This is a genomic window from Clostridium oceanicum (genome assembly GCF_039521385.1).
Lineage (GTDB): Bacteria > Bacillota > Clostridia > Clostridiales > Clostridiaceae > Clostridium_F > Clostridium_F oceanicum.
On sequence record NZ_BAAACG010000013.1, the window covers coordinates 1 to 26,464 of the forward strand.

A 26,464-nucleotide genomic window follows, 5' to 3' on the forward strand; every position below is an offset into this window, starting at 1 on the left:
CTTCAAAGCGCCGATGGTACTGCAGGGGAAGCCCGGTGGAAGAGTAGGTCGTTGCCAGGTGAAATATTAAAGAAGTACTAATAAATAATTTAGTACTTCTTTTTTTATATAAAAATATAAAATTTTATTATAAATAATTTATATATGATTTTTTTAAAAATAAGTTATTTATAAATTAAAAAAAGAATTTATTTTATATAAGAAAAAAGGGGTGAAAGTTTTGGCAAAAGAGAAAGGAAGAGAAAAGTTTTCTTCTAAAATTGGTATATTTTTTGCTACTTTAGCTGCAGCAGTAGGTTTGGGTAATATATGGAAGTTTCCTTATCTTGTTGGAGAAAATGGAGGAGGAGCTTTTTTATTAGTCTATTTAATATGTGTGTTCTTTTTAGGTATTCCTGTAATGATAAGTGAATTTTATATTGGAAGAAAAACTAAAAAAAATGTAATTGGCGCTATAGAAAAATTAAATCCTAACAGTAAATGGAAAATAATAGGATATATGGGTATAATAACTTCATATTTTATAATGTTTTTTTATACTGCAGTAGCAGGATGGGTGTATTCTTATTTTTTTAAATCTTTAACAGGTAAATTTAATAATATAGACTTAAATTCTGCTAAGGATGTGTTTTCTTCTACTGTAGCTAGTAATATATCTCCTGTATTTTGGCAGATAATTGTACTTATAGTTGTTTCCTCAATAATATTATTAGGAGTACAAAAGGGAATAGAGAAAGTCACAAAGACACTTATGCCACTACTATTTATTCTTATAATAATTTGTGGAGTAAGAGCCTTAACCTTACCTGGAGCTAGAGAAGGTCTTAATTTCTTACTTAATCCAGATTTTTCTAAACTTACAGCTACAGGAATATTAATTGCTTTAGGACTAGCTTTCTTTAAATTAGCGGTAGGATTAGGAGCTATGGTTACTTATAGTAGTTATTTTACGGAAGATACTAATATGATATCTAATTCTATAAAAGTTGCTTTTTCAGATACCTTAGTTTCACTACTTGCAGGAATTGCTATATTCCCTGTAGTATTTTCTTTTAATATTAAACCAACAGAGGGACCAGGATTGTTATTTATGAGCATTCCTCTTGTATTTTCTAAAATACCTTTAGGAAAGGTATTATTGGTGATTTTTTTCTTATTAACTGCTATGGCATCAACTATGTCAATATTATCAATGATTCAAGTTCAAATAGCATATTATACAGAAGAAATGAATATTACAAGAAAAAAAGCAGTTATATTTAATTTTATATTAGTAGCTTTAGTAGGTAGTTTAGCTACTTTATCAGCAGATCCTTCAAGTATATTATATAATGTGAAAATATTAGGTTTTACCTTTTTTGATATATTTGATAAAACATCCTCTAATGTATTACTACCTTTAGGAGGATTATTAATAGCTGTATTTGTAGGATATAAGAATAAAAAAGAAGACATATTATATGAGCTTTCTAACAAAGGAACTTTAAAAGTAGAAAAAATGGTATCTATATATTACTTTATAATAAGATACATAACTCCTATAATTCTTTTAGTAGTCTTTTTAAATTCTATAGGTATAATTAAATTTTAATATGGCCATAGATAAAATAATTTTTTAATATAGTATATAATTGTAATAGGACTATATTATAGGAGATGATCATATGCTTTTAGAAAAATTTAAAAGTATTATAGAAAATAGTAATAACATAGTATTTTTTGGAGGAGCTGGAGTATCTACAGAAAGCAATATACCAGATTTTAGATCAAATTCAGGGCTTTATAATGGTAAAAGTAAATATAAGTATCCACCGGAAGTTATGTTAAGTCATAGTTTTTTTATGGAGCATACAGAAGAATTTTTTAAATTTTATAAAGATAAAATGATATTTAAAGAAGCAAAACCAAATGATGCTCATAAAGTATTAAAAGAATTAGAAGATATGGGGAAACTTAAGGCTATTATAACTCAAAATATTGATGGATTACATCAGTTAGCAGGATCTAATAATGTTTTAGAATTACATGGTAGTGTTTATAGAAATACTTGTATGAATTGTGGAGCTAAGTATGATTTAAAATATATTTTAGATAGTAAGGATGTTGTTCCTAAATGCTTAAAATGTGGAGGAGTAGTTAAACCAGATGTAGTATTATATGAAGAAGGTTTAGATATGGATGTAATAAATAAATCTGTAGATTATGTTAAAAACGCAGATACATTTATAGTAGGAGGAACTTCTTTAGTGGTTTATCCAGCGGCAGGCCTTGTTAATTATTATAAAGGTAATAAACTAGTTCTTATAAATAAGGGAGTAACATCTTATGATAACAAGGCTCACTTATGTTTACATGATAGTATAGGTAAAGTCTTAAAACAGGTAATAGATTAAATTTTAATGTAGTGATTTTAATAATATACATTTTATTAGTATCACTACATTATTTTTCTTGACAAAAGATTGTCTCTATAATATAATATATCTTGTTGATGGCGCTATAGCCAAGTGGTAAGGCAGAGGCCTGCAAAGCCTTTATCCCCAGTTCAAATCTGGGTGGCGCCTCCAAAGGAAAAACATTCTAATTTATTTAGAATGTTTTTTTATTTATATAGATATTTTTTATTATATAAAGCCCATTGAAATAAATAGCTAATGATAGTTATTTATTTCAATGGGCTTAAAGTGATTTTGACATAGTATTACCTAAGAAATAAGAATATTATTTTTTAGATTTATAATCTTATTAATTAATATAAGTTTATTATTTTACTACAGGTTCAATTACTTTTATATATTTTTTAGGGCAATTTAATTTTATTTTAGCACCTATTGGTAAAGTTAAGTTAGGATAGGAGTGACCTGTCATAAAATTTATTAAAGTAGGTTTTTTAAATTTTAAGATCTTATCTTTTATAATATCTTTTAGTATTATTTTATTTTCGCCTTTAGAATAGATGCAATTAGTAAACTGGCCTAGAATAAATCCTTTGCAGCAGTTTAATTTACCACTTAAATCTAATTGAGTAAGCATACGATCAATTTTATAACAAGGCTCTCCTACTTCTTCTATAAATAGTATTTTATCCTTAGTATCTATTTCATAGGCTGTGCCTATAGTGCTACAAATTAAAGATAAATTACCTCCTACAAGTTGTCCTTCTATTTTTTTATCAGTTAAGGCTTTTACTTTTATATTAGGAGGATTTTCTATTATATAAGGACTATTACCAAATTTTAATGTATTAAAAAAACTTTTAAAAGTATATTTATCATTAAAGTTTGAAGTTAACATCGGGGAATGAAAAGTAGTTAGATTACATTTTAAACTTATATAATTTAATAGAGTTGTTATATCGCTAAACCCTGCAAAAATTTTAGGATGAGACTTTATTAAATCAAAATCTATATAAGGGAGAATACGCATAGTTCCGTACCCTCCCCTTATACACAATATCATGTCTACTGAATCGTCTAAAAACATATTTATTAAATCAGAGGCTCTATCTATATCACTTCCGCATAAATATCCCCATTTATCATAAATATGTTTTCCTTTTTTTATATTAAAGCCTAGATTTTCAATATATCTTATACTAGATTCTAACTTATCTAAATCACAAGGGCTAGCAGGACTTATTATACCTATAGTACTATTAGAATTTAATTTATTAGCAATCATAAATTACTATCAAGAAATACAACAATTTAATAATCTATTTTTTATCTTGATAGTTTTTCACCTCCTTTATTTCATTTATATGAGTAAGTTAATAAAAACATAATATATAAATAAAAAAAGGTGAGGATATATATGTGTTATATTACAGTAAATCCCTTCTTTTAAGTATTATAATGCAGACTACACAAAGTATAGCAGTTACTCCGTATACAAGCCAGAAAGCCTGCTGAGAGTTATTAAAGGGTATTCCATTAACATTCATACCAAAGGATCCAAAAATAATATTAGGAATGGACATAACTATAGTTATAGAGGCAAGTAATTTCATAACTATATTTAGATTATTAGAGATAACTGAAGCAAAAGCATCCATAGTCCCACTTAATATATTACTGTAGATAGTGGCCATTTCTATTGCTTGCTTATTTTCTATTATTACATCTTCTAAAACATCTTGATCTTCTGGGTATTTTTGTATTAATTCTAATTTAAGCATTTTTTCTAAGGTTATTTCATTTGATTTTAAAGAAGTTGAGAAATAAACTAGAGATTTTTCAAGGGATAATAATAATATCAATTCTTTATTTTTCATAGATTTATGAAGTCTTTTTTCTATCATTACACTTTTTTTATCTATTTGTCTTAAATATATTAAATAATAACTAGCTACTCTATACAAAATTTGTAATATAAACCTAGATCTTTTAAATGTATAAAAAGATTTAAATTTTCTATTAATAAAATCTGTTAAAATTTTGCTATTTTTTAAACAAACTGTTATCAAATTTGTTTCTGTATGAATTATAGCTAGAGGGTATGTATCATATGTTAATGAGTTGTCTTCCATCTCAGTAAAAGGGATATCAACGATTACTAACATGTTGTTATCTTCTATATCTATTCTTGAAGTTTCTTCTTCATCTAAAGGTGATCTTAAAAATTCTAAAGATACACCGGTTTTTTTTGAAATAAATAAAAGTTCTTGTTCAGATGGAGCAACTATGTTTATCCAAGCGCCTTCTTCGATATTGTCTAATTGTTTAATTTCACTATCTAGCATGGTATTCTTGTATATTGAAATCATTATAATCACCTCAAATATTAATAAGTACAATAACTATTATACATCATACTATGTAATGTTGATATAATTATATAATTGTATAATTTTTAACAGAATTTTATGAATATGATAGGAAAACGGAGAAAAATATTAAAACACATAAGAGAGAAGTATATAAATTTAATTAAAGCTAAAATAAGGCCTAAAATGGTGAAAATAAGGTTGGAATAATATTTAAAAGCTTAGTATAATCTCTATCGTAGAGGGAATATTAAAGACTATTATGGAGGGTTTGCTATGGGGAATATGTACAAAGAAACAGTAACTAGAAGAAGGGTTACAATTCTGTTTTTTATGCTTATTCTTTTGGTAGGAGCTTTATTCTTAACAGAAGTTGTAAAAAATATAAAATTGAATAATTATAGTTTAAATGATGTTACAAGTATATCTTTAATATCATTAATAATTTTAGCTAGCTTTATTCAACTGGTAAAGTGTAAAGTAAGATACACGTATTTTATAATAGCAGATCAATTTATAATTCATAAAATAAATGGTAGCAGTGATAAAGTAGTTGAAAATATAAAATTAAGTGACATCGAATATTTTGGTAAAATAGGAAAAGTGAAATCTAAATTTATAATGAATAGATTAAAAAACTATACATGTTCTATAGTTAATGTAGATGTATATTGTTGTATATATAGAGAAGGAACTAAAATAAAGAAATTTTATTTTGAACCTAGTAGAAACCTAATAACGAAATTAAGTCATTTATATAACAAAAACAAGAGACTAGCAAGTTAGTCTCTTGTTTTTATTTTATTAAAAAATTCATTTTTAACATCATTTAATAATTCTCTATTTTCTATCAAATCTAGTGCTGTTAAAGCTAAAGCTTGAGTTGCTTTTAAAGTTCTATTTTGTGCATAATTAGATAGAGTATTACTTGCAAATTCCTTTGAGAAATAATCTATATTATTAGTTTTATCTACTATAGATATATAGGGATGTATACAAGGAATATAGTGACTTACAGTTCCTAAGCTTAATCCAGATACAGTGTTTTTACTTCCACATAGGTCAATTATTCCACTTTCTTTTAAGTTGTGAGAAAATATTCTAGATAAAGTTTTATTAGTTATAAGTTCTCTATAAGGTAGCTCATAAAAACATATATTACAATCTAAATCTAAAATTTCTTCAGTATGTTTTACAATTTTTCTTATTTTATTTTCTATTTTTGTTGCTAGATTTATATTTTTTGCTCTTATATAAAAAGATACTTTTGTAGTGTTAGATAGATTATATGGATTTTCTCCACTTTTTATATTTAGTTTATCTATATGAAATTCATCTTTATAACATTTTTTTAGTAAATTTATAGAGTTAAATGTATAGAGAAATCCGTTTAAAGAAGAAAATATATTTGGATTTTCATAGCTTATAGTATTTTCACCTTTGAAGGTCATTTTCATAGGTATTATAGCCATAGATTTGTCGCTTTCACAAGTAATTACATCAGGATGAGCCATAAGACCTACATCTATATCTTTAAAAGCTCCTTGTTTAGCTAAAGTTACTTTTGATCCACTTAAAAATTCTCCAGGACATCCAATTACTATTATTGTTCCACTAAAATTATCTATGACTTTAGATAAAGATAAAGCAGCTCCAATTGACATTTCAGATATTAAATTATGTCCTGATATATGATTTTCTTTATTTGGTGTGTCATATTCACAAAAGAAGCAAATCTTAGGATATCCTGATCCATAAGTTCCACAAAAGGATGTAGGTATATCAAGATAGTTTTTTTTAACTTTAAAATCATGTTTTTCTAATAAATTTGATAAATAATCACAAGCTTTAAATTCTTTAAAACTTTCTTCTGGGTTTTCATATAAATATTTTGATATATTAAATAATTCATTTTTTATAGTATCTAAATAAGATACAATTCTTTGTTTCATATAATAACCTCCACTTATATTAGAGAATATAATAATAGTATTTCCTTATAGAAGTAAAAAAATTATAAAAAAATTTTAATTTTTTTAAATTTTTTTTAGTGGACAAAATAAGATTTGGCTATGTAATGAATAAAATATATAAGAGGGGGCGATAATTAAGTTAATTAAGGTATGAATAAGGAGGATATGAATGAAAAAACAACGTTGTATTATATGTGGTAAGCCTCTTTCAAGTGGTATAATGATAAATAGAAAAGGGATTTGCAGTTGTTGCGAGAAAAGAATTATAAATATTAAAATGGATACAGATTTTTATGAGTTTTATAGGGAATGTATAAAGAAGAATATAGTTCCTACTATCATAAAGGAAGAGGAGTTTAGATGTCAGAGTTACCAATTTTAAACGGTGTTTTAAAATATATAAAAGAAAAAAACACATTATTTTGTATGCCAGGACATAAAGGTGGATTAGGTTTTTTATTTACCTATGAAGGTAATGAATTTATAAAAAATATGATTGAATTTGATCTAACAGAAGTAGAAGGTTTAGATAATTTACACCACTCTAGTGGAATAATAAATGAATCCTGTAATATGTTAAGCAGGTTATATAATTCTAAGAAATCATATTTTTTAGTTAATGGAAGTACTAGTGGAAATCTATCTATGATATTTGCAGCTTTTAATGAAGGAGATAAAATACTAGTAGAAAGAAATTGCCATAGATCCATATTTAATGGAATAATTTTAAGAAAATTAAAACCTTTATATATAAAAGATATAGTATATGAAAGATATAATGCTCCATTAGCACTAGATACAGAAAATTGTTTAAAGCTTATAAGAGAAAATAAAGATGCAAAAGGTATAGTACTAACTTATCCTAATTATTATGGGATTTGTAGCAATTTAAAAGAAATAGTAAGTGAAGCTAAAAAATATAATATGAAAGTGTTAGTAGATTCAGCTCATGGAGCACATTTTGGAATTTCTGAAAATTTGCCTGAAAATCCATTAGACATAGGGGCAGATATGGTAGTTATGAGTGCTCATAAGACTTTACCAAGTCTTACTCAAACTGCCTTTTTACATATAGGAAAAGAATCTACTGTTAACATGGATAAGGTTGATTTTTATGTAAGTGCTTTTTTAAGTACTAGTCCATCTTATTTATTTTTATGTTCCATGGATTACAGCAGATTTTATTTAGAAAAGTGGGGAGAAAACCACTATAATAAATTAATACAAATTGCAGATATATACAGAGAAAAGATAAACAAGCTAGATATATTTCATGTTATAGGAAAAGAAGATATAGGTATTTTAAATAAGTATTATGGCTCTAGAGATGATTTAAATGATATAGATTTAACTAGGTATGTTATAAATGTAGAAGAAGGATTTAGTGGTAATAAGCTTTATGATTATTTAAAAGAAAAAGGAATACAATGTGAAATGAGCGATAGTTTTAATGTTATATGTATATTGTCAACATTTCAAGGGGAGAAACAATTAGATAAGTTATACAAGGTTTTAAAAAACTGTGATAAAGAAGTGTTAAGAGATTCTAATAATAAGAGTTTTAAATATAAAGAAATTAATGTACAAGCTAATCTTTTACCTTATGAGGTAATGGATAGAAAGTATATCTGGAAAAATTTCAAGGAATCAGAAGGTAAAATAGCTTATGATAGTATAGTTTTTTATCCTCCAGGAGTTCCTATAATTATGCCAGGAGAAATAATTAATAAAGAAATAATAGATTCTATATGTTATTATAAGGATGAAGGAACAGACATATTAGGACTAAAAAAAGGAAAAATAAGAGTAGTATCAGAGGAATAATTTGGAGGACATGTTAATTATGAATGAAAAATCAAATAAAGGTAAATTAATAGTTATAGAAGGAACAGATGGAAGTGGAAAAGCTACTCAATCTAAAAGACTTTATGAGAAGTTATTAGCTAGAAATGAAAAAATAAAAAAAATAGAATTTCCAAACTATGAAAGCAAATCTTCTGAATTAATTAAGATGTATTTAAGCGGAGAGTTTGGAAATGATCCTGAAAGTGTTAATGCTTATGCTGCATCTACCTTTTATGCAGTAGATAGATTTGCATCTTATAAAAAGGAATGGGAAGAATTTTATAATGATGGAGGAATAGTTTTAGCAGATAGATATACTACATCTAATATAATACATCAGGCAGTTAAAATAGAAGAAAAAGAAGAAAGAGAAAAATTTTTAAAATGGTTATGGGATTTAGAATTTGAAAAAATGGGTTTACCTGTACCAGATTCAGTTATATTTTTAGATATGCCTCCAAAATATAGTGAGAATCTTATGTCTTCTAGGAAAAATAAATTTACTGGAGAAAAGGAAAAAGATATACATGAAAAAAATTTAGAGTATATAGAAAAATCCTATAATAATGCTAAGGATGTTGCTAAAAAATATGATTGGCATATTATAAATTGTATAAAGGATAATAGGGTAAAAGATATAGAAGAGATAAATAAAGAAATATTAGATCTTTTATAATAAAATATATTTAAACTTTTATTATTAAATAAAATATAAGTTTTTTAATAAATCTTTTAGTTTAAATATAAGAAACACTTACTAAACAAATTTGCTTTAAGGAGGAGATATTATGAAATTAGTTATAGCTATAGTACAAGATGATGATGTTTCAGATTTAATAGATGATTTAACAGAATCAGGATATAGAATTACAAAGTTAGCTACTACTGGAGGATTTCTTAAAGTAGGGAATACTACCCTTATGATAGGTGTTGAAGAAAAAGAAGTAGATAAGGTAATATCTAAGATAGAAGATATATGTAAAACAAGAAAACAAGTTATATCATCTGCATCTCCAATGAATAGTTCAACAGGTATGTATATACCTTATCCTATGGAAGTAAATGTTGGAGGGGCCACAATATTTGTAGTAGATGTAGATAAATTTGTTAGAGTATAATTAATTGGAGTGATAAAGGTGAGTTTAGATGCAATAATAGGACATGAGAATATAAAAAAACAAATAAATAATTCTATAAAAAATAATAGATTCTCTCATGGGAGTATTATTGTAGGAGAAGACGGAATAGGAAAAAGCTTAATTGCTAGAGAAATAGCGGTAAGGTTAATTGGCAAAACTATAGTACGTGAATATGGAGATATAATACAGTATAGAGTTAAAAATAATAAGAAATCTATAGGTATAGATGAAATAAGAAGTTTAATAGAAGAAATAAATAAAAAGCCTATAGAAGGGGATACAAAGGTTGTTATAATATATAATAGTCATTTAATTACAGAAGTAGCTCAAAATGCTTTCTTAAAAACCATTGAGGAGCCTCCTAAAGGCGTTTTCATAATACTTTTGTGTGAGAATATAAATAAGCTTTTAGATACGGTAAAATCTAGATGTGAAGTTTATAAACTTAATAAGCTAAATGTAGAAGAAATAAAAAATTTTATTTTAAACAAAAAAGAATTTAATCTAGATGAAAGTAAATTAAATTCAGCTATTGCATTTAGTGATGGCATACCTGGAAGAGCAGAGAAATTTATAGAAGATAAGTTAATGAAAGAAATAAGAGATATTAGCTTAGATATTATAGTTAACTTAAATAAGTTAGATAGATATAATTATATCTATAAGTATGAAAATTTATTGTTAAAATATAAAAATGATTTTGATGAATTATTTACTTGTATTTTGTCTTACGTTAGAGATGCTTTAGTATACAAGGAAACCGGTAGAAAAGAATTATTATTAAATATAGATAAGTTATCTATTATAAGAGATATTTCAGAAAAATTTTCTTTTATAAAATTAAGTAAGATAATAGATATAGTAAACAGTGCTAAGAATAAATCAAATACTAATGTTAATTTTACATTAGTTTGTGATTCTATGCTTATAAAAATGCAGGAGGTTTAGTATGGTAGAAGTTGTAGGGATTCGTTTTAAAAAAGCTGGGAAAATATATTATTTTGATCCAGGAACTTTAGATATAAAAGATACTGATTTTGCTATAGTGGAAACAGTAAGAGGAGTAGAATTTGGAAGATGCGTTATAGGCAGAAAAAAAATAAAAGAAGAAGATATAGTATCTCCTCTTAAAAAAGTTATAAGAAAAGCTACTGAGCAAGATATAAAAAAACATGAAGAAAACAAAGAAAAAGAAGAAAAAGCTTTAGAAGTATGCTTAGAAAAAGTAAAAGAACATGATTTAGATATGAAACTTATAGATGTAGAGTATACTTTTGATAATAATAAGGTTATATTCTATTTTACAGCAGATGGAAGAGTAGATTTTAGAGAATTAGTTAAGGATTTAGCATCTATATTTAGAACTAGAATAGAATTGAGACAAATAGGAGTAAGAGATGAGGCTAAAATGGTAGGTGGACTTGGACCTTGTGGCAGACCTATGTGTTGTTCTACTTTTTTAGGTGATTTTGCTCCAGTATCAATTAAAATGGCTAAAGAACAAAATTTATCTTTAAACCCTACTAAAATATCAGGAATATGTGGAAGACTTATGTGTTGCTTAAATTACGAACAAAATACTTACGAGAAAATAAGAAAAAATCTTCCTAAGGTAGGTTGTATAGTAGATACAGAATATGGAAGCGGAGAAGTTATAAGTAATAGTGTAGTAAAAGAGCAAGTTAAAGTTAAAATAAAAAGTAAAGATAGTAATGAAGATTTCATAAAAGAAGTACCTATAAAAGAAGTTAAGATTATATCTGGTAGCTATGAAGGTAATGTTGATAGTGTAGATAAGAATGAAATAGAAGTAGATAACGAAGATAAGGATGTAATAAGAGAATTGCTTAAAGAGGACTAGGAGGTACAACAGCAATGAAAGCAGTACTTAAAGTATGTGATATGAAAACTTCTAAAGATATAAATAAAGTAAAAAATGCACTAGCTAACAATCAAGGAATAGTAGCATGCGAAATAAATAAAGATAAAAGAGAAGTAAATATTATTTATGATAACTATTTTTTAAATGTTGATAAGATAATTGAATCTATAGAAGATACGGGATATATAGTTATCTAAAAATAGCTTTAAAAATCAAATGAAACGTGGTAAAATATAAGACGTATAAAGGTTTGATTTTTAAGGAGGTGTGTTACATATGGCATATAAAATTACAGATGCTTGCGTAAGCTGCGGAGCATGTGCTTCAGAATGTCCAGTTAACGCTATAAGTCAAGGAGATGCTCTTTTTGTTATAGATGCAGACACTTGTATTGATTGCGGAAATTGTGCTAATGTTTGTCCAGTAGGAGCACCAGTTCAAGAATAATAATTGTTATTAAGGAAAAGACCGTCATTTGGCGGTCTTTTACTTTAATGGTTAATAATATATAATAAATATTTTACATAAAGGTGAAAAAATATGAAATCAATAGATAATTTTGTGAAAATAGATGAAACAATAGATGATCTTCAGCTTAAAGGAATAAAAGTAATACAGAAAAAAAAATCCTTTAGATTTGGTATAGATGCTGTTTTGCTTTCTAATTTTTCTAAAGTTAAAAATGGAAATAAGGTTATTGATTTATGTACTGGAACAGGAATAATTCCTTTTATAATAGCAGGAAAAACTAAAGCAGAATACATAAAAGGGATTGAGATACAAGAAGATATGGTAGAAATGGCTAATAGAACAGTTTCTTATAATGAACTTCAAGAAAGAGTGGAGTTTATAAATAAAGATTTAAAAGATATAAAGTTTATAAAGAGCTTAGATAAAGTAGATGTAGTAACTGTTAATCCTCCATATAAAGTAAGCGGTACAGGAATTATTAATAAAAATGATAAAAATACTATAGCTAGACATGAAATATGTTGTAATTTAGATAATGTTATGGAAGCTTCTAAAATACTTTTAAAAGATAAGGGCAAATTTTTTATGGTACATAGACCAGAAAGAATAGCAGATATCATGTGTTCTATGAGAAAATTTAAAATAGAACCTAAGCTAATTAAAATGGTATATCCATCTTATAATAAAAAACCAACTATGGTTTTGATAGAAGGACAAAAAAATGCAGGAAAATTTTTAAAATGGGATAAACCATTGTATGTGTATGATGAAAATAACCAGTATACAAGAGAAGTAAAGGATATTTACGGAATTGAATGATAAAGGTGGTTATAAAATGGAAGAAAAAAAAATAGGGAAACTATATGTAGTACCTACCCCTATAGGAAATTTACAGGATATAACATTAAGAGCCCTAAATGTTTTAAAGGACGTGGATCTAATAGCTGCAGAAGATACTAGGCAAACTCTTAAATTGTTAAATCACTTTGAAATAAAAAAAACATTAATAAGTTACCATAAATTTAATGAAGAAAATAAAAGTGATAGTATAATATATAATCTTTATGAAGGTAAGAATATAGCACTTGTATCAGATGCTGGAATGCCAGGAATATCAGACCCAGGAAGTGTACTTATTTCAAAATGCATAGAAAAAAATATAAAATTAGAAGTACTTCCAGGAGCAACAGCTGTGATAACTGCACTTGTTTATTCAGGATTAGATACTACTAAATTTCTATTTAGAGGATTTATACCTAGAGATAAAAAGAAGAGAGATAGCTTAATAAAAGATATTGAAAATAGAACAGAAACATTAGTTTTTTATGAAGCTCCTCATAGATTGATATCTACATTAAATTTACTTAAAGATAAATTAGGAGATAGAACGGTAGCAGTATGTAAAGAACTTACAAAAATCCATGAAAATATTATGAGAGAAAGTTTATCTAAAGCTATAGATTATTATAGTAGTAATTCTCCTAAAGGTGAGTATGTATTAATATTAGAAGGAAAGAGCCTAAAGGAAATAGAAGAAGAAGAGATAGCTAAATGGAAGGATATCTCTATAGAAGACCATATAAGACTTTATATAAAAAAAGGTAACAGTAAAAAAGAATCAGTAAAATTAGTTGCAAAAGAAAGAAAAATTCCTAAATCAGAAGTGTATAAATATTCTATAGATATATAATAAAAGAGTCTCATTTATATGAGACTCTTTTATTATTGTATATTTATTTGTTATCTCTTATTTCGCTAAGACATTTTTGACATATGTTTTTTCCTTTATAGTTTATAACATCTCTAGCATTACCACAGAATATACATGCAGGTTCATATTTCTTTAATATAATTTGTTCCCCATCAACATATATTTCTAAAGCATCTTTTTCAGCAATATCTAATGTTCTTCTAAGTTCTATTGGGATAACTATTCTTCCTAACTCATCTACTCTTCTAACTACACCTGTTGATTTCATTAATTTTCCTCCTCAATTTTCAATTTTCGACATAAGTTTAATTAAATAATAGCAAATGTGACATTAAAAATCAATGTAATTCAAAATAAGTTTACAAAATTCTTATGTATTTCCATCTAAAGTTAATATACTACCAAAAACGATAAAAGTCAATATGTTTTTTTACAAAAAATAACTGTAAATACACATATTCATGTCAGATATACCAACGTTTTGAACCTAATTGAAACCTTGTTTTAATTTATTTACTAATATATAAATTAAAAGCAATTATATCTTAGAAAATAGTAATAAAATGGATAAATAAAGACTAATGTCGAAATTTGTTGATAATGATATTATAAATAAAAATATAAGAAAAGTAAATATTTAAAATTTTTGTATGTAATGAATAGTGTAAATTATGCTGTATTTACACTAAGAAGATACTATATATCTACAATATAAGGACGATTATAGTAATATAGATATATTAGTTTATTATGGTAAAAAGTCTTTATAAATACTTCTATTTATTTATAAATATGATATTATGTAAAAAATAGTAATTAATTTAATATATATATTGTCAAAATAGAAAATTAATATCTAATTTTTAAAGTTTTAAACAGATATATTTCATTTAATGTATATATATGTTGATAATTTCATAACATAGGTGTGAATAACATATAAAATATAAGGCTTAACATATTGATAACATTAGATTTTAGTTATCCACAATTTTTGTGGACAACTACCTTGAAAATGTGGATAAGTATTTTAAAATGAATTTTTATGTGTTTTTTGAATGTAGAATATATAATTATATCAATTTAAAGAAAAAACATATAATTAAGATATTTTTTCAAAAAAAATGTTAAACTATTATAGGGATTTTAGTATATAATAATATATGTAAGTATTAAAAAGTATACTATTTTGGAGGTTTTTAAAGTGAAGGACACTAAACTCAGTACCATAGAATACATAGACAAATTAGCTAAGGAGATATCAAATAATACTATTGTTGGTTACGAAGAACTTCCTAAATATGATTTGTTTTTATCTCAGGTAATCGATTATTTGAATGATAAGTTTGAAGAAGAAGATTATACTAACAATATAGTACAAAATTATATAAAGAATGAAGTTATATCTAAACCTCAAGATGGTAAAAAAAGAGGTTATACTAAATTGCATTTAGCTCAATTAGTTCTTCTTAGTTATATGAGACCACTACTTACTACTGAAGAAATAAAAAAAGTTTTTACTTTAGCTTTTAATGAAATAAATGATAGAAGCGATGATATAATATCTTGGGAAATGGCATATAAAATGTTTTCTGATATACAAAAGGAAAGTTTCCAAGATTTTGTTTCAAAACAACATTTTAATGATGAAAAGTTAAAGTCTATGATAAAAGAAATGAATTTGAAAGAGGAAGAAGAAAGCAGGATAAGTGAATTTTTAATAGTTATGACTTTAATATGTCAAGCTAGTGCAATAAAAAAATTAGTTAAGAGAATAGTATATGAACATATAGAAGGAAGTAAAGAAGAGTAGTTTATGATTATAAGAGTATTAACAGTATAATTTTATTATATAAAATAAAATTATGTTTCTATAAGGTAAAAAGTTATTAATAATAATCTAGTTAGATTATTATTAATAACTTTTTGTTATACTTACAAAGTATTTAATTTAATAAACATATACTTTGACAAGAAATGCCTTCTTCTTTTCCAGTAAAACCTAATCCTTCTTCAGTGGTAGCTTTTATGTTAAGTTGATCAAGAGTTATATTTAATGAACTACATATATTATTTTTCATTTCATTAATGTAAGGAAATATTTTTGGTCTTTGAGCAATTATACAGCAATCAATATTTATTATTTTATATTCTTTTTTATTAATTAAATCATTTACTTTTTTTAGTAAAGTTAAGCTAGAAATATTTTTATATTGAATATCAGTATCTGGAAAATGCCTTCCTATATCTCCTAGAGAAGCAGCGCCTAGTAGTGCATCCATAATAGAATGTAATAATACATCAGCATCAGAGTGACCTAAAAGTCCTTTTTCATGATTAATTTTTACGCCACCTAGAATTAAATCTCTATTTTTAACTAATTTATGTACATCATATCCTAATCCAATTTTCATATGTAATACCTCCAATATAGTATAAACTATATACAAATATAAAAAAAAGTGCAAGTATAAGTTGCACTAAGAAATGTGTTTATTGTAATGAATTAATTTAATTGATTTATCGTGATTATTCTGGGAAACTAACTTATTTTTAAGAAAGTTTAATAAAAATAATAAGAAAGGTCTTTTGTTACTTTTACATACAGATTTCTTTTTAAAATTAACATATACTATTTTTTTATTCATATAATCACGACCTTTCATAATATATTCTATATGATAATGATACCATAAATTTGAAATAAAGTTAAGAAAATTTAAACAATTTAAATAATTTATTTCTTTATATTATTAGTGTATTCAATTAATGCTAAGTTGTCCACAATTTATGCACAGTTCTGTGGATAATGTTTATAAATGCTAAATGTATATAAATTAGTGAATCTGTAGCAAAAAAGTATAAGTTGTATTATTGTGGTAAGTATAAAAAAAATGTAGTTGAAATTGATCAATTAACAGATATACCACAAGTTATTAACAGGTGAATTGTGGATAATGTTGATAACTAACTTAAAAGTATATTCAAAATAGATATATATTATTCTAAAAATTTTTTTGTACACAATAATAATAAATAATATCCACATTGTATATAATTTTAATACTATAGTATATGTGGTATAATATTATAAAATTTACTTTAGGAATATTAAGATAAATAATAAATCAAGTATTCTGTAGATATTTTGTAAAAAATAAAAACTTAGGTTATTATAATAGTTTTATTATAAAAAGACTAAAAGTAATAAATAGTTTGCAAAAATACTGGAATAGGGTGACTAGTTGTTTATTTGAATATACCTTACATAAAGGAGAATAAGATGTTTCGTAATAATAAATTAAAACTACTTTCTATAATGATTATAGTAGTTGTAGTATTATTTTCTGGGTGCCAAAAGAAAGTAAGTAAGAAAAATGATGATTCTAAAAAAGTAGTAAAAAAACAAACTGAAAAGGTTAAAAAATCTAATGAAGAGCTTAGAAAATTTACAAAGGAACCTCTTATATATAATGATAAAAGTATTCCAGTTTTAATGTATCATTCTGTAGATTATGAAAAAGATAATGGTCTTAGAATGCCTAAGGAAAAATTTGAAAAACAAATGAAATATCTAAAAGATAATGGATATACTACTTTAACCTTAGATGAATTTTATGATTTTTTAGTTAATAATTCTCCAATACCTAAAAAATCTATAGTTATTACTTTAGATGATGGATATGTGGATAACTATAATAATGCATATCCTATATTAAAAAAATATGGTTTAAAAGCATCTATATTTGTTATAACAGGAAATATAGATAAAGATAAGAGGACCGTAAATTCAAAACAAATAAAAGAGATGGCAAAGAATGGAGTTATGTGTTTTAGTCATACAGTAAAACACGATCAATTAGATAAGCTATCCTATGAAAAACAATTAGATACACTTAAAAAATCTAAAGAGACTCTAGAAAATTTATTAAATAAAGATTCTAAATATATTGCATATCCTTATGGAAAATGGAATGAAGATACAATAAAAGCAGTGAAAAAATTAGGATATACTATGGCAGTTACCACTGAAGGTGGATGGACTTCAAAAGACAATGGAATATATACTTTAAATAGAGTCTATGTAAGTTCTCTTTATAGTATGGATGAATTTATAAGGAGAATAACTAACCCAGATTATAATAAAAACTAATATAAAATTTAATATATTAATGAAGAAAAATTTATAAACTAGCTATCTAAATTTATTTTAGATAGCTAGTTTTTTATACTTTTATTTATAGTTTATATAAAGCATAGTTATATTTTACATTTACATTAAGTATTATATAAAGAAAATACTCATTAACATTAATATATATGGGGGATAAAATGGTAAATTATATTTGGTTTTTTATTATATTTATAGGGATATGTGTAGGTATATTTACAGGAAGAGCAGATATTTTATCTAAATCAATAATGGAATCTGCAAATAGTACTGTAGATTTGATGATAAAACTTTTAGGGGTTATGTGTTTATGGTGCGGTGTTATGAAAATTGCTCAAAAAAGTGGGTTAACAGATAAGCTATCTAAACTTTTAAGACCTATACTAAAGAAGGTATTTAAAAAGGCAGGGAGAGATGAAGAAACTTTAGGTGCCATTATTATGAATATAACTGCAAATATGATGGGACTTTCAAATGCTGCTACTCCTTTTGGAATTAAAGCTATGGAAAATTTGCAAAGATTAAATGATAAAAAAGATACAGCATCAGATGATATGGCTATATTTTTAGTACTAAATGCAGCCTGTATTCAGATATTTCCTACAACAATAATATCAATTAGAGCTGCAGTTGGATCTAATAATCCTGCAGAGATAATAGTTCCTGCAATAATAACTACAGGAACAGCAGCTGTTGTTGGAGTGCTAGTTTGTAAATTACTACAAAGATATTTTTAAAAGTAAAGTTAATTTTAAAATAGGAGGAGTATATGAATATAGAAAGTTTAATAATACCTTTAATAATATTACTTATAATAACCTATGGAGCTGTAAAAGGTGTAAAAGTTTATGAATGTTTTATAGAAGGGGCAAAGGATGGAATAAGTATATGTCTTAGAATATTTCCATATCTTTTAGCTATGATATTTGCTATAACAATATTAAGAGAGTCTAAAGGTTTAGATTATATAATAAAGATTGTAAATCCTTTTGTAAAATATATAGGTCTTCCAGGAGAAGTTGTACCTTTAGTTCTTATAAAACCCTTATCTGGTAGTGGAGCATTAGGTACATTTACTGATATTATAAAAAACTATGGAGCAGATGGATATATAGGAAGAATTGCTTCAGTAATAATGGGTTCTACAGAAACTATCTTTTATACATTAACGGTATATTTTGGTGCTGTTGGAATTAAAAAAATAAGACACACATTATGGGCAGCTATTATAGCAGATATAACAGCTATTATAACAGCTATTATAGTTATAAATAATATTTTTTATTAATTTGTATTGACATATAGAAACTGAGTGTATATAGTATATATATAATATATACACTATACACAATAGGTAATTGTGTATACTATTATAAAGAAAATCAAAAGATAATACTATAGATTGGGAAACTTAATAAAGATATAAAGTGGAGGGGAAAAGATGATAGAGTTATTAAACGTTAATAAATCCTATAATGGAAAAATTAAGGCTGTAGATAATTTAAACTTAACTGTAAGAGATGGTGAAATATTAGGATTTTTAGGTCCTAATGGAGCAGGAAAAACTACAACTATAAAAATGATAACAGGCATTATTAATTCAGATAGCGGAAATATAAAAATAGATGGTATTGATATAAAAGATAATCCTATAAGAGCAAAGAAACAGTTTGGATTTGTTCCAGATAGTCCTGACATGTTTTTAAAATTAAAAGGAATAGAATATTTAAATTTTATAAGTGATATATATGAAGTTCCAATGAAAGAAAGAAAAAGTAAGATAGAAGATTTATCTAAAAGACTTAATATGGATCATGCTCTTGGTGATAAAATCCAAAGTTATTCTCATGGTATGAGACAAAAGATAGTTATAATGGGTGTTCTTATACACAATCCTAATGTATGGATATTAGATGAACCTATGACAGGATTAGATCCTAAATCTTCTTTTATGTTAAAAGAAATGATGAGAGAGCATGCAAGAAAAGGTAAAAGTGTTTTTTTCTCTACTCATGTTTTAGAAGTAGCAGAAAAATTATGTGATAGAATTGCAATAATAAATAAAGGTAAAATATTAAGATGTGGAACTATTGATGAAATAAAAGAACACTTTAAAACAAATGAGTCACTAGAAGACATATTCTTAGAGGTGACAAAAAATGAGTAAATATATAAGTTTATTAAAAGTATTTTTAAAATCTACAGAAACTATGAAAAATAAAAATAAAAAAAGCCTAATTTCTTTAGTAGTATTATTAATTATAGGAATGCTTCCTCTAGTAAAAAATATTATAGATATTATAAATAAAGGCTATGATGCCCTTTCCTTGATAAATCAACAAGGAATTATAGTTTCATTAGGTTTATCCTTTGTATCTGTAATGATATTTTTCTTTGGATCATTTTATATACTTAATTCTTTTTATTTTTCAGAAAGTATAGAAAGTATTTTGTATTTACCACTTAAGCAATCTCAAATATTAGGAGCTAAATTTACTTTAGTAGTAATATATCAATATATTATTCAAGGAGTATTTGCCCTTCCTTTAATTATTGTGTATGGAATAAAAGCAAATGAAGGAATTATTTATTATATATATTCTTTAATAATATTTTTAATAAATCCTATAGTGCCTTTAGTTATAGCTTCTATAATAGTAATGTTTATAATGAAGTTTTCAAATACATTTAAAAATAAAGATAGAATAAAAACATTTAGTGGAATATTACTTTTTATTATAATCCTTCCATTAACAATGTATATTCAAAAACTTGCTCAAAAAGGTATTAGTCCAAAGGAATTTCAAAACTTAGTTAAAGGAAGCAGTGGTTTTAATTTAGATGTTATTTCTAATTTGTTTTTGTCTTCTAAATTTGCTTCTTTAAGTTTAATTAACAGTAAAAATATATCTGGCATATTAAATTTAGCTGTGTTTATACTTATAAATTTATTATTTATAGCGTTATTTACATGGGTAGGAGAAAAACTATATTTTAAGGGAGTTATAGGAATATCAGCAGTATCATCTAAAAGAAAAAGATTGAATAAAAAAGAGATAGAAAAGTTATCTTTAAAAAAATCTAAGTTAAGAGCTTATGTAGAAAAAGAAATTAAATTAATATTTAGAACGCCTCCATATGTATTAAATGGTGTTATAAGTGGTGTTATACTTCCTGTAATTTTCATAGGTTCTATGATTTTTGGAGGAGATATGAAAGATATAATACCAAGTATATCTGGTAACCTTTATGATAGTGGTATGGTAAGTTTTATATTTATTATATCTTTAGGGATATTCTTGTTTTTAGGAGCTATGAATCCTTTAAGTTCTACAGGAGTATCTAGAGAAGGAAGTAGCATATATCTAAATAAATATATGCCTGTAAATTATGAAACTATATTAATGTCAAAAGTAATATCATCCTTTATAATAGAAGGAATAACTACTTTGATATGGATTATACCTGTGTTTATAGTGTTAAAGTTACCAATAACTATTTCTTTATCTATATTACTAATATCAATAGTTACTATTATTTTTTCTAATCTTATAGGAACAGTTATAGATTTAAATTTTCCTAAGTTAAATTGGGATAATGAGCAGGAAGCTATAAAGAAAAACTTAAATCCATTTATAAATTTATTTTTAAGTATTATAATAGGTGGTATTATTATATACTCTTCTTATAAATTTAATTTAGATAGTTTATATACTTTCATTTATATTTTTTCTATAATATTAATTTTAGATATAGTAGTTTATTTTCTATTAAAAACTAAAGGACAAAAATTATTTGAAAGCATTAAATAATTTAGTTTTTACTATTAAAACTATGTTAAAGTAAAAAAAGTGTGCCTTAAGATAAATATTTTAAGGTACACTTTGTTTTTATATACTTTTATCTAAATTAGAATTAAGTTTTATTTTACTAAATTTACGTTTAAATGCTATAAAAATAGCTAAACCTTCAAAAATCCATTGAATTGAGCTTATCCACCAAACAAAAGTTACTGGCAGTTTTAGATAATATATTAAGTATACTAATAATGGTAGTCTTATAAACCAGCTAGAGATTAAAGAAATAAAAAATGGTGTTTTAGTATCTCCAGATCCTTTTAATGCTCCTCCTAAAATCATAGATATTCCCATAGGAACTTGTTCAATAGAAGCTATCATAAGACAAGTTGTTCCTAATTTAATTACATCTAGCTCTGTTTTTTTTATAAATAAAGAAATAAGAAATTTTGGTACAATCAAAAACATAATAGAGCATATAAGCATAAAAGTTATACCTATAATAGTACAAATATAAGCATAGTGTTTAGCTTCTCTGTATTCTTTATTCCCTATTTTATGTCCTACTAAAGTAGTTGCTGCTATAGAAAAACCTGTTGCAGGCATAAAAGATACAGATTCTATAGTGGTAGTTATTTGATTTGCAGCAAAAGATATTTGTCCAAGATACATTATTAATACAGTACCTATTAATCTTATTAACTCTATAGCAGCTTGCTGCATAGAAGCTGGAGTAGATAGCTTTATTAGCTTTTTTAATTTACCTTTATTAATTTTCTTTATATATTTAAAGCGTAATTTTATTTCAGAAAACTTAAAAGTATATATAAGTATAAATATGAATCCGCTTATTTGAGCTGTAGCAGTTGCTATAGCTGCACCTTTTACTCCAAGTTCTGGGAAACCTAATTTACCAAATATTAAAACCCAATCTAAAAATAAATTTATTATATTGATTATAATAGAAGCAATTAAAGGAGTCTTTGTATTCTTGCTACCTTTTAATACAGCGTTTAAAATATTCATTAACATATTAAAAAAGATTCCAACGGAAGTTATTCTCATATAAATTATGCCTAAAGAAAGTACAGTATCTCTAGCTCCTGCAAAGTATAGAATCTTAGGGGCAAAAATTAAAGTATTTGTGCATATCAAAAGCCCTATTACAAAGGTAGCAAAACAGCCTAAAGAGGCATAGTGTTCAGCTTTGATTTTATCTTTATTTCCTAGTTTTCTTGATACTAAAGATATTGTTCCGATAGATAAACCCATAGCTACAAAAACATTTGATAGTGTGTACATGATTTCTGAACTCAGTCCAACAGTACTTACTGCTACTTGACCACCATATTTACCTACCATCATTGTGTCTAGAACCCATATAAGCATATAAAGTATCATTTCAAAAACTGCAGGTAGGGCTAAGGCTAAAACTTCTTTTATAATTTTTTTATTAAACATGTTATTTTGTCCTCCTGACTATAATAATAAGCTATACTTATATATATACACTATTTTTTAATTATTGAGAATACTTATAAATAATGTAAAATATAAATATAGAATATTTTTAGTTTTATTATGAGGTGAACTTTATGTTAAATTGGAAAGAATTATATTCTGAATGTGTAAATTGTAATAAATGTGATCTTTCGAAAAATAGAACAAATATGGTTTTTGGAGAAGGAAATCTAAAATCTCCTATAATGTTTATTGGAGAAGCACCTGGAGCAGATGAGGATAGAACAGGAAGACCTTTTGTAGGACGAGCAGGAAAACTTTTAACTAAAGCTTTAACTGCACTAGAGCTTACAAGAGAAAAAGATTATTATGTATGCAATATATGTAAATGTAGACCTGCAAATAATAGAAATCCATTTGAAGAAGAAGCAAAAGCTTGTATCCCTTATTTAAGAAATCAATTTGCTTTAGTAAAACCTAAAATAATAGTTTGTTTAGGAGCAGTTTCTTTAAGATACATAATGGGAAACAATTATAGGATAACTAGAGATAGAGGAACTTGGATAGAAAGAAAAGGATGTTATATGACAGCTACTTTTCATCCAGCAGCAATACTTAGAGATGAAAATAAAAAAAGAGTTTTTTGGGAAGATTTAAAAAGTATAAAAAATAAATATGATGAATTAAAAAAAGAGGAAGAATAAAATAATTTAAATAAAAAATTTTTAATATACATAAAATAAACTAATTAGTTAATAATAGAAAATACAGATAGTTGACATTGAAAAATTTATATATTATGATTAAATTAATCTAAATGCTAAGAAGGAAAGAGTATTAAGTAGATTTGTTAAAAGAGAGTTGGGTTAGGTGAAAGCCAATAACATTGAAGCTTAAGAATATGGCTCCAGAGCAGGCTATTTGAAATTTAAAGTAGGATAGTTCGGTATCAACCGTTATATTGAAAAGTAATAAATATTGTTACTTATTAAGGCTTTTGTTGAGAGATAAAAGTGAATTAGAGTGGTACAGCGAATAATGCGCCTCTATATAAAGATATCTTTATATAGAGGCTTTTTTATATGAAAATAAAGAGGAGGAGAAATAAATGACAAAAGGAAATTTTTATATAACAACACCTATATATTACCCTTCAGCTAAATTACATATAGGTAACACTTATACTACAGTAGCAGCAGATGCTATATCTAGATTTAAAAGATTATCAGGCTATGATGTTATGTTTTTAACTGGAACAGATGAACATGGCCAAAAGATACAAAGATTAGCGGAGAAAAAAGGGGTAACTCCAAAAGAGTATGTAGATGAAATAGTAGCAGGAATAAAAGATTTATGGAAAATGATGAATATAAGTTATGATAAATTTATAAGAACTACTGATGATTATCATATAGAAGTAGTTCAAAAAATATTTAAGACTTTATATGAAAAAGGAGACATATACAAAGGACATTATGAAGGTTCTTACTGTACTCCTTGTGAATCATTTTGGACAGAAAATCAATTAGTTGATGGTAAATGTCCAGATTGTGGAAGACCTGTGGAAAAAGCAAAAGAAGAAGCTTATTTCTTTAAAATGTCTAAATATGCTCCAAAACTTATAGAGTATATAGAATCTCATCCAGAATTTATACAACCAGAATCAAGAAAAAATGAAATGTTAAATAATTTCTTAAAACCAGGACTTCAAGATTTATGTATATCTAGAACTTCATTTGACTGGGGAATTCCAGTAACTTTTGATGAAAAACATGTAATATATGTTTGGATAGATGCATTAGCAAACTATATAACAGCTTTAGGATATGGAACTTCAAATGATGAATTATATAAAAAATATTGGCCAGCAGATGTACATTTAGTTGGAAAAGATATACTTAGATTCCATACTATATATTGGCCAATAATACTTATGGCTTTAGATTTACCACTACCTAAGCAAGTATTTGGACATGGATGGTTATTAGTAGATGGTGGAAAAATGTCTAAATCAAAAGGTAATGTTGTAGACCCTGTAGTTTTAGTAGATAAATTTGGATGTGATCCAGTAAGATATTATTTACTTCATGAAATACCTTTTGGTGCAGATGGAATGTTTAATAATGAGATTTTTATAAAGAGAATAAATTCAGATTTAGCTAATGATTTAGGAAATCTTTTATCTAGAACAGTGGCTATGGTAGAGAAATATTTTGATGGAACTATTCAGGCTCCTACTTGTAAAGAAGATATAGATGAAGAATTAATAAGTTTAGCATTAGAAACTCCTAAAAAATTAGAAGATCATATAAGTGAACTTAAAATACCAGAAGCTTTAGATGAGGTTTGGAATTTAATTAGAAGAGCTAACAAATATATAGATGAAACTACACCTTGGATACTTGCTAAAGATGAAAGTAAAAAAGAAAGATTAGGAACAGTACTATATAATTTATGTGAAAGCTTAAGAATAGTATCTGTATGTATATCAGCATTTTTACCTGAGACTAGTGAAAAAATGAACCTTCAATTAAATACAGACTTAGTATCTTGGGATAGTGTAGCTTCTTTTGATGGAACAAAAGCTGGAGCTAAAGTTAAAAAAGGAGAAGCTATATTTCCAAGAATAGATGTAGATAAAAAATTAGAAGAATTAAATAAGCTAAAAGAAGAACAACAAAAGGCTTTAAAAAAGAAAGAAATGAAACCTATAAAAGAAGAAATAACAATAGATGATTTTGAAAAAATAGATTTAAGAGTAGTAAAAGTTTTAGATTGTGAACCGGTAAAAGGTGCTAAAAAGCTTTTAAAATTAAAAGTAGATTTAGGTGGAGAAGAAAGACAGGTAGTATCAGGGATATCTAAATATTATAAACCAGAAGAATTAATAGGTAAAAAAGTTATATTAGTAGCTAACTTAAAGCCTGTTAAATTAAGAGGAGAGCTGTCTCAAGGTATGATTCTTGCAGGATCAACAAATGATGATAGTGAGTTATTTGTAGGTACTATAGATGGAGATCTTGAAAGTGGTAATATAGTTAGATAAGTTATATATATTTATTTTATAAAATAGAAGCTGGTACAAATCAGCTTCTATTTAATTATATATAGATAGGATAAATTGATTATAGTGATAATTTCTTAATAAATACAAGAATTTTCTAGTAATATATGTGTTTATTTTGTCATTATATTGAATTTAATGAAATTACATTTTATAATCTATTTGTAGTTTAGAATAAAAATAAA

27 protein-coding genes, 1 tRNA gene and 1 other annotated feature are annotated in these 26,464 nt (G+C 25.5%); of the genes, 22 read left to right on the top strand and 6 right to left on the bottom strand.

Going from position 1 to position 26,464, the window contains the following annotated elements:
• Window positions 1–220: 220 nt before the first annotated feature.
• From ABDZ71_RS13985 to ABDZ71_RS13995, 3 genes are all read left to right on the top strand, one after another.
• On the top strand, window positions 221–1,591 hold the full coding sequence (locus ABDZ71_RS13985) for a sodium-dependent transporter (protein ID WP_343762461.1): 1,371 nt from the start codon (window positions 221–223) through the stop codon (window positions 1,589–1,591).
• 73 nt (window positions 1,592–1,664) lie between these two features.
• Window positions 1,665–2,393, top strand: coding sequence for an NAD-dependent protein deacylase (locus ABDZ71_RS13990; protein ID WP_343762462.1), 729 nt, complete (start codon window positions 1,665–1,667; stop codon window positions 2,391–2,393).
• A 100-nt stretch (window positions 2,394–2,493) separates the two neighbouring features.
• Window positions 2,494–2,567: transfer RNA gene (locus tag ABDZ71_RS13995), tRNA-Cys, on the top strand.
• 196 nt (window positions 2,568–2,763) lie between these two features.
• Here the strand turns inward: ABDZ71_RS13995 and ABDZ71_RS14000 are convergent.
• Both ABDZ71_RS14000 and ABDZ71_RS14005 read right to left on the bottom strand, forming a co-directional pair.
• On the bottom strand, window positions 2,764–3,681 hold the full coding sequence (locus ABDZ71_RS14000) for a S66 peptidase family protein (protein ID WP_343762464.1): 918 nt from the start codon (window positions 3,679–3,681) through the stop codon (window positions 2,764–2,766).
• 142 nt (window positions 3,682–3,823) lie between these two features.
• The gene (locus ABDZ71_RS14005; RefSeq protein ID WP_343762465.1) at window positions 3,824–4,765 is read right to left on the bottom strand and encodes a magnesium transporter CorA family protein; all 942 of its coding nucleotides are present in this window, start codon (window positions 4,763–4,765) and stop codon (window positions 3,824–3,826) included.
• 276 nt (window positions 4,766–5,041) lie between these two features.
• Here ABDZ71_RS14005 and ABDZ71_RS14010 point away from each other — a divergent pair, with 276 nt between their 5' ends.
• A complete protein-coding gene (locus ABDZ71_RS14010) occupies window positions 5,042–5,551 on the top strand; it encodes a hypothetical protein (protein ID WP_343762466.1) in 510 nt (169 codons plus the stop codon).
• Here ABDZ71_RS14010 and ABDZ71_RS14015 read toward each other — a convergent pair.
• Window positions 5,548–6,717, bottom strand: a complete 1,170-nt coding sequence (locus ABDZ71_RS14015; protein ID WP_343762468.1) for a zinc-binding metallopeptidase family protein — start codon at window positions 6,715–6,717, stop codon at window positions 5,548–5,550. The genes ABDZ71_RS14010 and ABDZ71_RS14015 overlap by 4 nt on opposite strands.
• A 190-nt stretch (window positions 6,718–6,907) precedes the next feature.
• Here ABDZ71_RS14015 and ABDZ71_RS14020 point away from each other — a divergent pair, with 190 nt between their 5' ends.
• The 10 genes from ABDZ71_RS14020 to rsmI all read left to right on the top strand — a co-directional run bounded on the left by ABDZ71_RS14020 (window position 6,908) and on the right by rsmI (window position 13,765).
• Window positions 6,908–7,120 (top strand): sigma factor G inhibitor Gin, encoded by a 213-nt coding sequence (locus ABDZ71_RS14020; protein ID WP_343762469.1) that lies wholly within the window; start codon window positions 6,908–6,910, stop codon window positions 7,118–7,120.
• The gene (locus ABDZ71_RS14025; protein ID WP_343762470.1) at window positions 7,099–8,562 is read left to right on the top strand and encodes an aminotransferase class I/II-fold pyridoxal phosphate-dependent enzyme; all 1,464 of its coding nucleotides are present in this window, start codon (window positions 7,099–7,101) and stop codon (window positions 8,560–8,562) included. The genes ABDZ71_RS14020 and ABDZ71_RS14025 overlap by 22 nt, the downstream gene beginning before the upstream one ends.
• A 19-nt stretch (window positions 8,563–8,581) precedes the next feature.
• Window positions 8,582–9,259, top strand: coding sequence for a dTMP kinase (locus ABDZ71_RS14030; RefSeq protein ID WP_343762471.1), 678 nt, complete (start codon window positions 8,582–8,584; stop codon window positions 9,257–9,259).
• 112 nt (window positions 9,260–9,371) lie between these two features.
• A complete protein-coding gene (locus ABDZ71_RS14035) occupies window positions 9,372–9,701 on the top strand; it encodes a cyclic-di-AMP receptor (RefSeq protein WP_343762473.1) in 330 nt (109 codons plus the stop codon).
• Between the two features lie 18 nt (window positions 9,702–9,719).
• Entirely contained in the window at window positions 9,720–10,670 is a 951-nt protein-coding gene (locus ABDZ71_RS14040) for a DNA polymerase III subunit delta' (protein ID WP_343762474.1), read from the top strand.
• A gap of 1 nt (window position 10,671) precedes the next feature.
• A complete protein-coding gene (locus ABDZ71_RS14045) occupies window positions 10,672–11,583 on the top strand; it encodes a PSP1 domain-containing protein (RefSeq protein ID WP_343762475.1) in 912 nt (303 codons plus the stop codon).
• Window positions 11,584–11,597: 14 nt separating this feature from the next.
• The gene (locus ABDZ71_RS14050) at window positions 11,598–11,801 is read left to right on the top strand and encodes a heavy-metal-associated domain-containing protein (RefSeq protein WP_343762476.1); all 204 of its coding nucleotides are present in this window, start codon (window positions 11,598–11,600) and stop codon (window positions 11,799–11,801) included.
• A 79-nt stretch (window positions 11,802–11,880) separates the two neighbouring features.
• Window positions 11,881–12,051 carry a DUF362 domain-containing protein gene (locus tag ABDZ71_RS14055; protein ID WP_343762478.1) on the top strand — a complete coding sequence of 57 codons (171 nt, stop codon included), beginning with the start codon at window positions 11,881–11,883 and terminating at the stop codon, window positions 12,049–12,051.
• A 93-nt stretch (window positions 12,052–12,144) separates the two neighbouring features.
• Window positions 12,145–12,894, top strand: coding sequence for a tRNA1(Val) (adenine(37)-N6)-methyltransferase (locus tag ABDZ71_RS14060; RefSeq protein ID WP_425544717.1), 750 nt, complete (start codon window positions 12,145–12,147; stop codon window positions 12,892–12,894).
• Between the two features lie 16 nt (window positions 12,895–12,910).
• Window positions 12,911–13,765 carry a 16S rRNA (cytidine(1402)-2'-O)-methyltransferase gene (gene rsmI / locus ABDZ71_RS14065; RefSeq protein ID WP_343762480.1) on the top strand — a complete coding sequence of 285 codons (855 nt, stop codon included), beginning with the start codon at window positions 12,911–12,913 and terminating at the stop codon, window positions 13,763–13,765.
• Window positions 13,766–13,808: 43 nt separating this feature from the next.
• On the opposite strand, the gene ABDZ71_RS14070 is transcribed toward rsmI, so the two are convergent.
• Entirely contained in the window at window positions 13,809–14,054 is a 246-nt protein-coding gene (locus tag ABDZ71_RS14070; RefSeq protein WP_343762482.1) for an AbrB/MazE/SpoVT family DNA-binding domain-containing protein, read from the bottom strand.
• A 936-nt stretch (window positions 14,055–14,990) separates the two neighbouring features.
• Here ABDZ71_RS14070 and ABDZ71_RS14075 point away from each other — a divergent pair.
• Entirely contained in the window at window positions 14,991–15,599 is a 609-nt protein-coding gene (locus tag ABDZ71_RS14075; RefSeq protein WP_343762483.1) for a DUF1836 domain-containing protein, read from the top strand.
• Window positions 15,600–15,732: 133 nt separating this feature from the next.
• Here the strand turns inward: ABDZ71_RS14075 and ispF are convergent, their stop codons facing one another.
• Window positions 15,733–16,200 carry a 2-C-methyl-D-erythritol 2,4-cyclodiphosphate synthase gene (gene ispF / locus ABDZ71_RS14080; RefSeq protein ID WP_343762485.1) on the bottom strand — a complete coding sequence of 156 codons (468 nt, stop codon included), beginning with the start codon at window positions 16,198–16,200 and terminating at the stop codon, window positions 15,733–15,735.
• Window positions 16,201–17,069: 869 nt separating this feature from the next.
• Between ispF and ABDZ71_RS14085 the strand changes: the two genes are divergently transcribed.
• The 5 genes from ABDZ71_RS14085 to ABDZ71_RS14105 all read left to right on the top strand — a co-directional run bounded on the left by ABDZ71_RS14085 (window position 17,070) and on the right by ABDZ71_RS14105 (window position 21,769).
• Window positions 17,070–17,939 carry a polysaccharide deacetylase family protein gene (locus ABDZ71_RS14085; protein ID WP_343762486.1) on the top strand — a complete coding sequence of 290 codons (870 nt, stop codon included), beginning with the start codon at window positions 17,070–17,072 and terminating at the stop codon, window positions 17,937–17,939.
• 179 nt (window positions 17,940–18,118) lie between these two features.
• Window positions 18,119–18,694: a nucleoside recognition domain-containing protein gene (locus ABDZ71_RS14090; protein WP_343762488.1), complete on the top strand. Its 576-nt coding sequence runs from the start codon at window positions 18,119–18,121 to the stop codon at window positions 18,692–18,694.
• Window positions 18,695–18,726: 32 nt separating this feature from the next.
• A complete protein-coding gene (locus tag ABDZ71_RS14095; protein WP_343762490.1) occupies window positions 18,727–19,245 on the top strand; it encodes a spore maturation protein in 519 nt (172 codons plus the stop codon).
• A 153-nt stretch (window positions 19,246–19,398) separates the two neighbouring features.
• Window positions 19,399–20,124, top strand: a complete 726-nt coding sequence (locus tag ABDZ71_RS14100) for an ABC transporter ATP-binding protein (RefSeq protein WP_343762493.1) — start codon at window positions 19,399–19,401, stop codon at window positions 20,122–20,124.
• Window positions 20,117–21,769 (top strand): putative ABC transporter permease subunit, encoded by a 1,653-nt coding sequence (locus ABDZ71_RS14105; RefSeq protein WP_343762495.1) that lies wholly within the window; start codon window positions 20,117–20,119, stop codon window positions 21,767–21,769. The genes ABDZ71_RS14100 and ABDZ71_RS14105 overlap by 8 nt, the downstream gene beginning before the upstream one ends.
• A gap of 78 nt (window positions 21,770–21,847) precedes the next feature.
• Here the strand turns inward: ABDZ71_RS14105 and ABDZ71_RS14110 are convergent, their stop codons facing one another.
• A complete protein-coding gene (locus ABDZ71_RS14110) occupies window positions 21,848–23,215 on the bottom strand; it encodes an MATE family efflux transporter (RefSeq protein WP_343762497.1) in 1,368 nt (455 codons plus the stop codon).
• Between the two features lie 134 nt (window positions 23,216–23,349).
• On the opposite strand from ABDZ71_RS14110, the gene ABDZ71_RS14115 reads away from it, so the two are divergent.
• Both ABDZ71_RS14115 and metG read left to right on the top strand, forming a co-directional pair.
• On the top strand, window positions 23,350–23,919 hold the full coding sequence (locus ABDZ71_RS14115; protein ID WP_343762499.1) for a uracil-DNA glycosylase: 570 nt from the start codon (window positions 23,350–23,352) through the stop codon (window positions 23,917–23,919).
• A gap of 109 nt (window positions 23,920–24,028) precedes the next feature.
• Window positions 24,029–24,266: a binding site (T-box leader), on the top strand.
• Between the two features lie 57 nt (window positions 24,267–24,323).
• Window positions 24,324–26,261 (top strand): methionine--tRNA ligase, encoded by a 1,938-nt coding sequence (gene metG, locus ABDZ71_RS14120; protein WP_343762501.1) that lies wholly within the window; start codon window positions 24,324–24,326, stop codon window positions 26,259–26,261.
• Window positions 26,262–26,464 lie beyond the last annotated feature (203 nt).

Bases quoted from the DNA above. Each gene is read 5' to 3' on its own strand.
- ABDZ71_RS13990 (WP_343762462.1), top strand. From the start codon at position 1,665: ATGCTTTTAGAAAAATTTAAAAGTATTATAGAAAATAGTAATAACATA.
- ABDZ71_RS14000 (WP_343762464.1), bottom strand. From the start codon at position 3,681: ATGATTGCTAATAAATTAAATTCTAATAGTACTATAGGTATAATAAGT.
- ABDZ71_RS14005 (WP_343762465.1), bottom strand. From the start codon at position 4,765: ATGATTTCAATATACAAGAATACCATGCTAGATAGTGAAATTAAACAA.
- ABDZ71_RS14010 (WP_343762466.1), top strand. From the start codon at position 5,042: ATGGGGAATATGTACAAAGAAACAGTAACTAGAAGAAGGGTTACAATT.
- ABDZ71_RS14015 (WP_343762468.1), bottom strand. From the start codon at position 6,717: ATGAAACAAAGAATTGTATCTTATTTAGATACTATAAAAAATGAATTA.
- ABDZ71_RS14020 (WP_343762469.1), top strand. From the start codon at position 6,908: ATGAAAAAACAACGTTGTATTATATGTGGTAAGCCTCTTTCAAGTGGT.
- ABDZ71_RS14025 (WP_343762470.1), top strand. From the start codon at position 7,099: ATGTCAGAGTTACCAATTTTAAACGGTGTTTTAAAATATATAAAAGAA.
- ABDZ71_RS14030 (WP_343762471.1), top strand. From the start codon at position 8,582: ATGAATGAAAAATCAAATAAAGGTAAATTAATAGTTATAGAAGGAACA.
- ABDZ71_RS14035 (WP_343762473.1), top strand. From the start codon at position 9,372: ATGAAATTAGTTATAGCTATAGTACAAGATGATGATGTTTCAGATTTA.
- ABDZ71_RS14045 (WP_343762475.1), top strand. From the start codon at position 10,672: ATGGTAGAAGTTGTAGGGATTCGTTTTAAAAAAGCTGGGAAAATATAT.
- ABDZ71_RS14050 (WP_343762476.1), top strand. From the start codon at position 11,598: ATGAAAGCAGTACTTAAAGTATGTGATATGAAAACTTCTAAAGATATA.
- ABDZ71_RS14055 (WP_343762478.1), top strand. From the start codon at position 11,881: ATGGCATATAAAATTACAGATGCTTGCGTAAGCTGCGGAGCATGTGCT.
- ABDZ71_RS14060 (WP_425544717.1), top strand. From the start codon at position 12,145: ATGAAATCAATAGATAATTTTGTGAAAATAGATGAAACAATAGATGAT.
- rsmI (WP_343762480.1), top strand. From the start codon at position 12,911: ATGGAAGAAAAAAAAATAGGGAAACTATATGTAGTACCTACCCCTATA.
- ABDZ71_RS14070 (WP_343762482.1), bottom strand. From the start codon at position 14,054: ATGAAATCAACAGGTGTAGTTAGAAGAGTAGATGAGTTAGGAAGAATA.
- ispF (WP_343762485.1), bottom strand. From the start codon at position 16,200: ATGAAAATTGGATTAGGATATGATGTACATAAATTAGTTAAAAATAGA.
- ABDZ71_RS14085 (WP_343762486.1), top strand. From the start codon at position 17,070: ATGTTTCGTAATAATAAATTAAAACTACTTTCTATAATGATTATAGTA.
- ABDZ71_RS14090 (WP_343762488.1), top strand. From the start codon at position 18,119: ATGGTAAATTATATTTGGTTTTTTATTATATTTATAGGGATATGTGTA.
- ABDZ71_RS14095 (WP_343762490.1), top strand. From the start codon at position 18,727: ATGAATATAGAAAGTTTAATAATACCTTTAATAATATTACTTATAATA.
- ABDZ71_RS14100 (WP_343762493.1), top strand. From the start codon at position 19,399: ATGATAGAGTTATTAAACGTTAATAAATCCTATAATGGAAAAATTAAG.
- ABDZ71_RS14105 (WP_343762495.1), top strand. From the start codon at position 20,117: ATGAGTAAATATATAAGTTTATTAAAAGTATTTTTAAAATCTACAGAA.
- ABDZ71_RS14110 (WP_343762497.1), bottom strand. From the start codon at position 23,215: ATGTTTAATAAAAAAATTATAAAAGAAGTTTTAGCCTTAGCCCTACCT.
- ABDZ71_RS14115 (WP_343762499.1), top strand. From the start codon at position 23,350: ATGTTAAATTGGAAAGAATTATATTCTGAATGTGTAAATTGTAATAAA.
- metG (WP_343762501.1), top strand. From the start codon at position 24,324: ATGACAAAAGGAAATTTTTATATAACAACACCTATATATTACCCTTCA.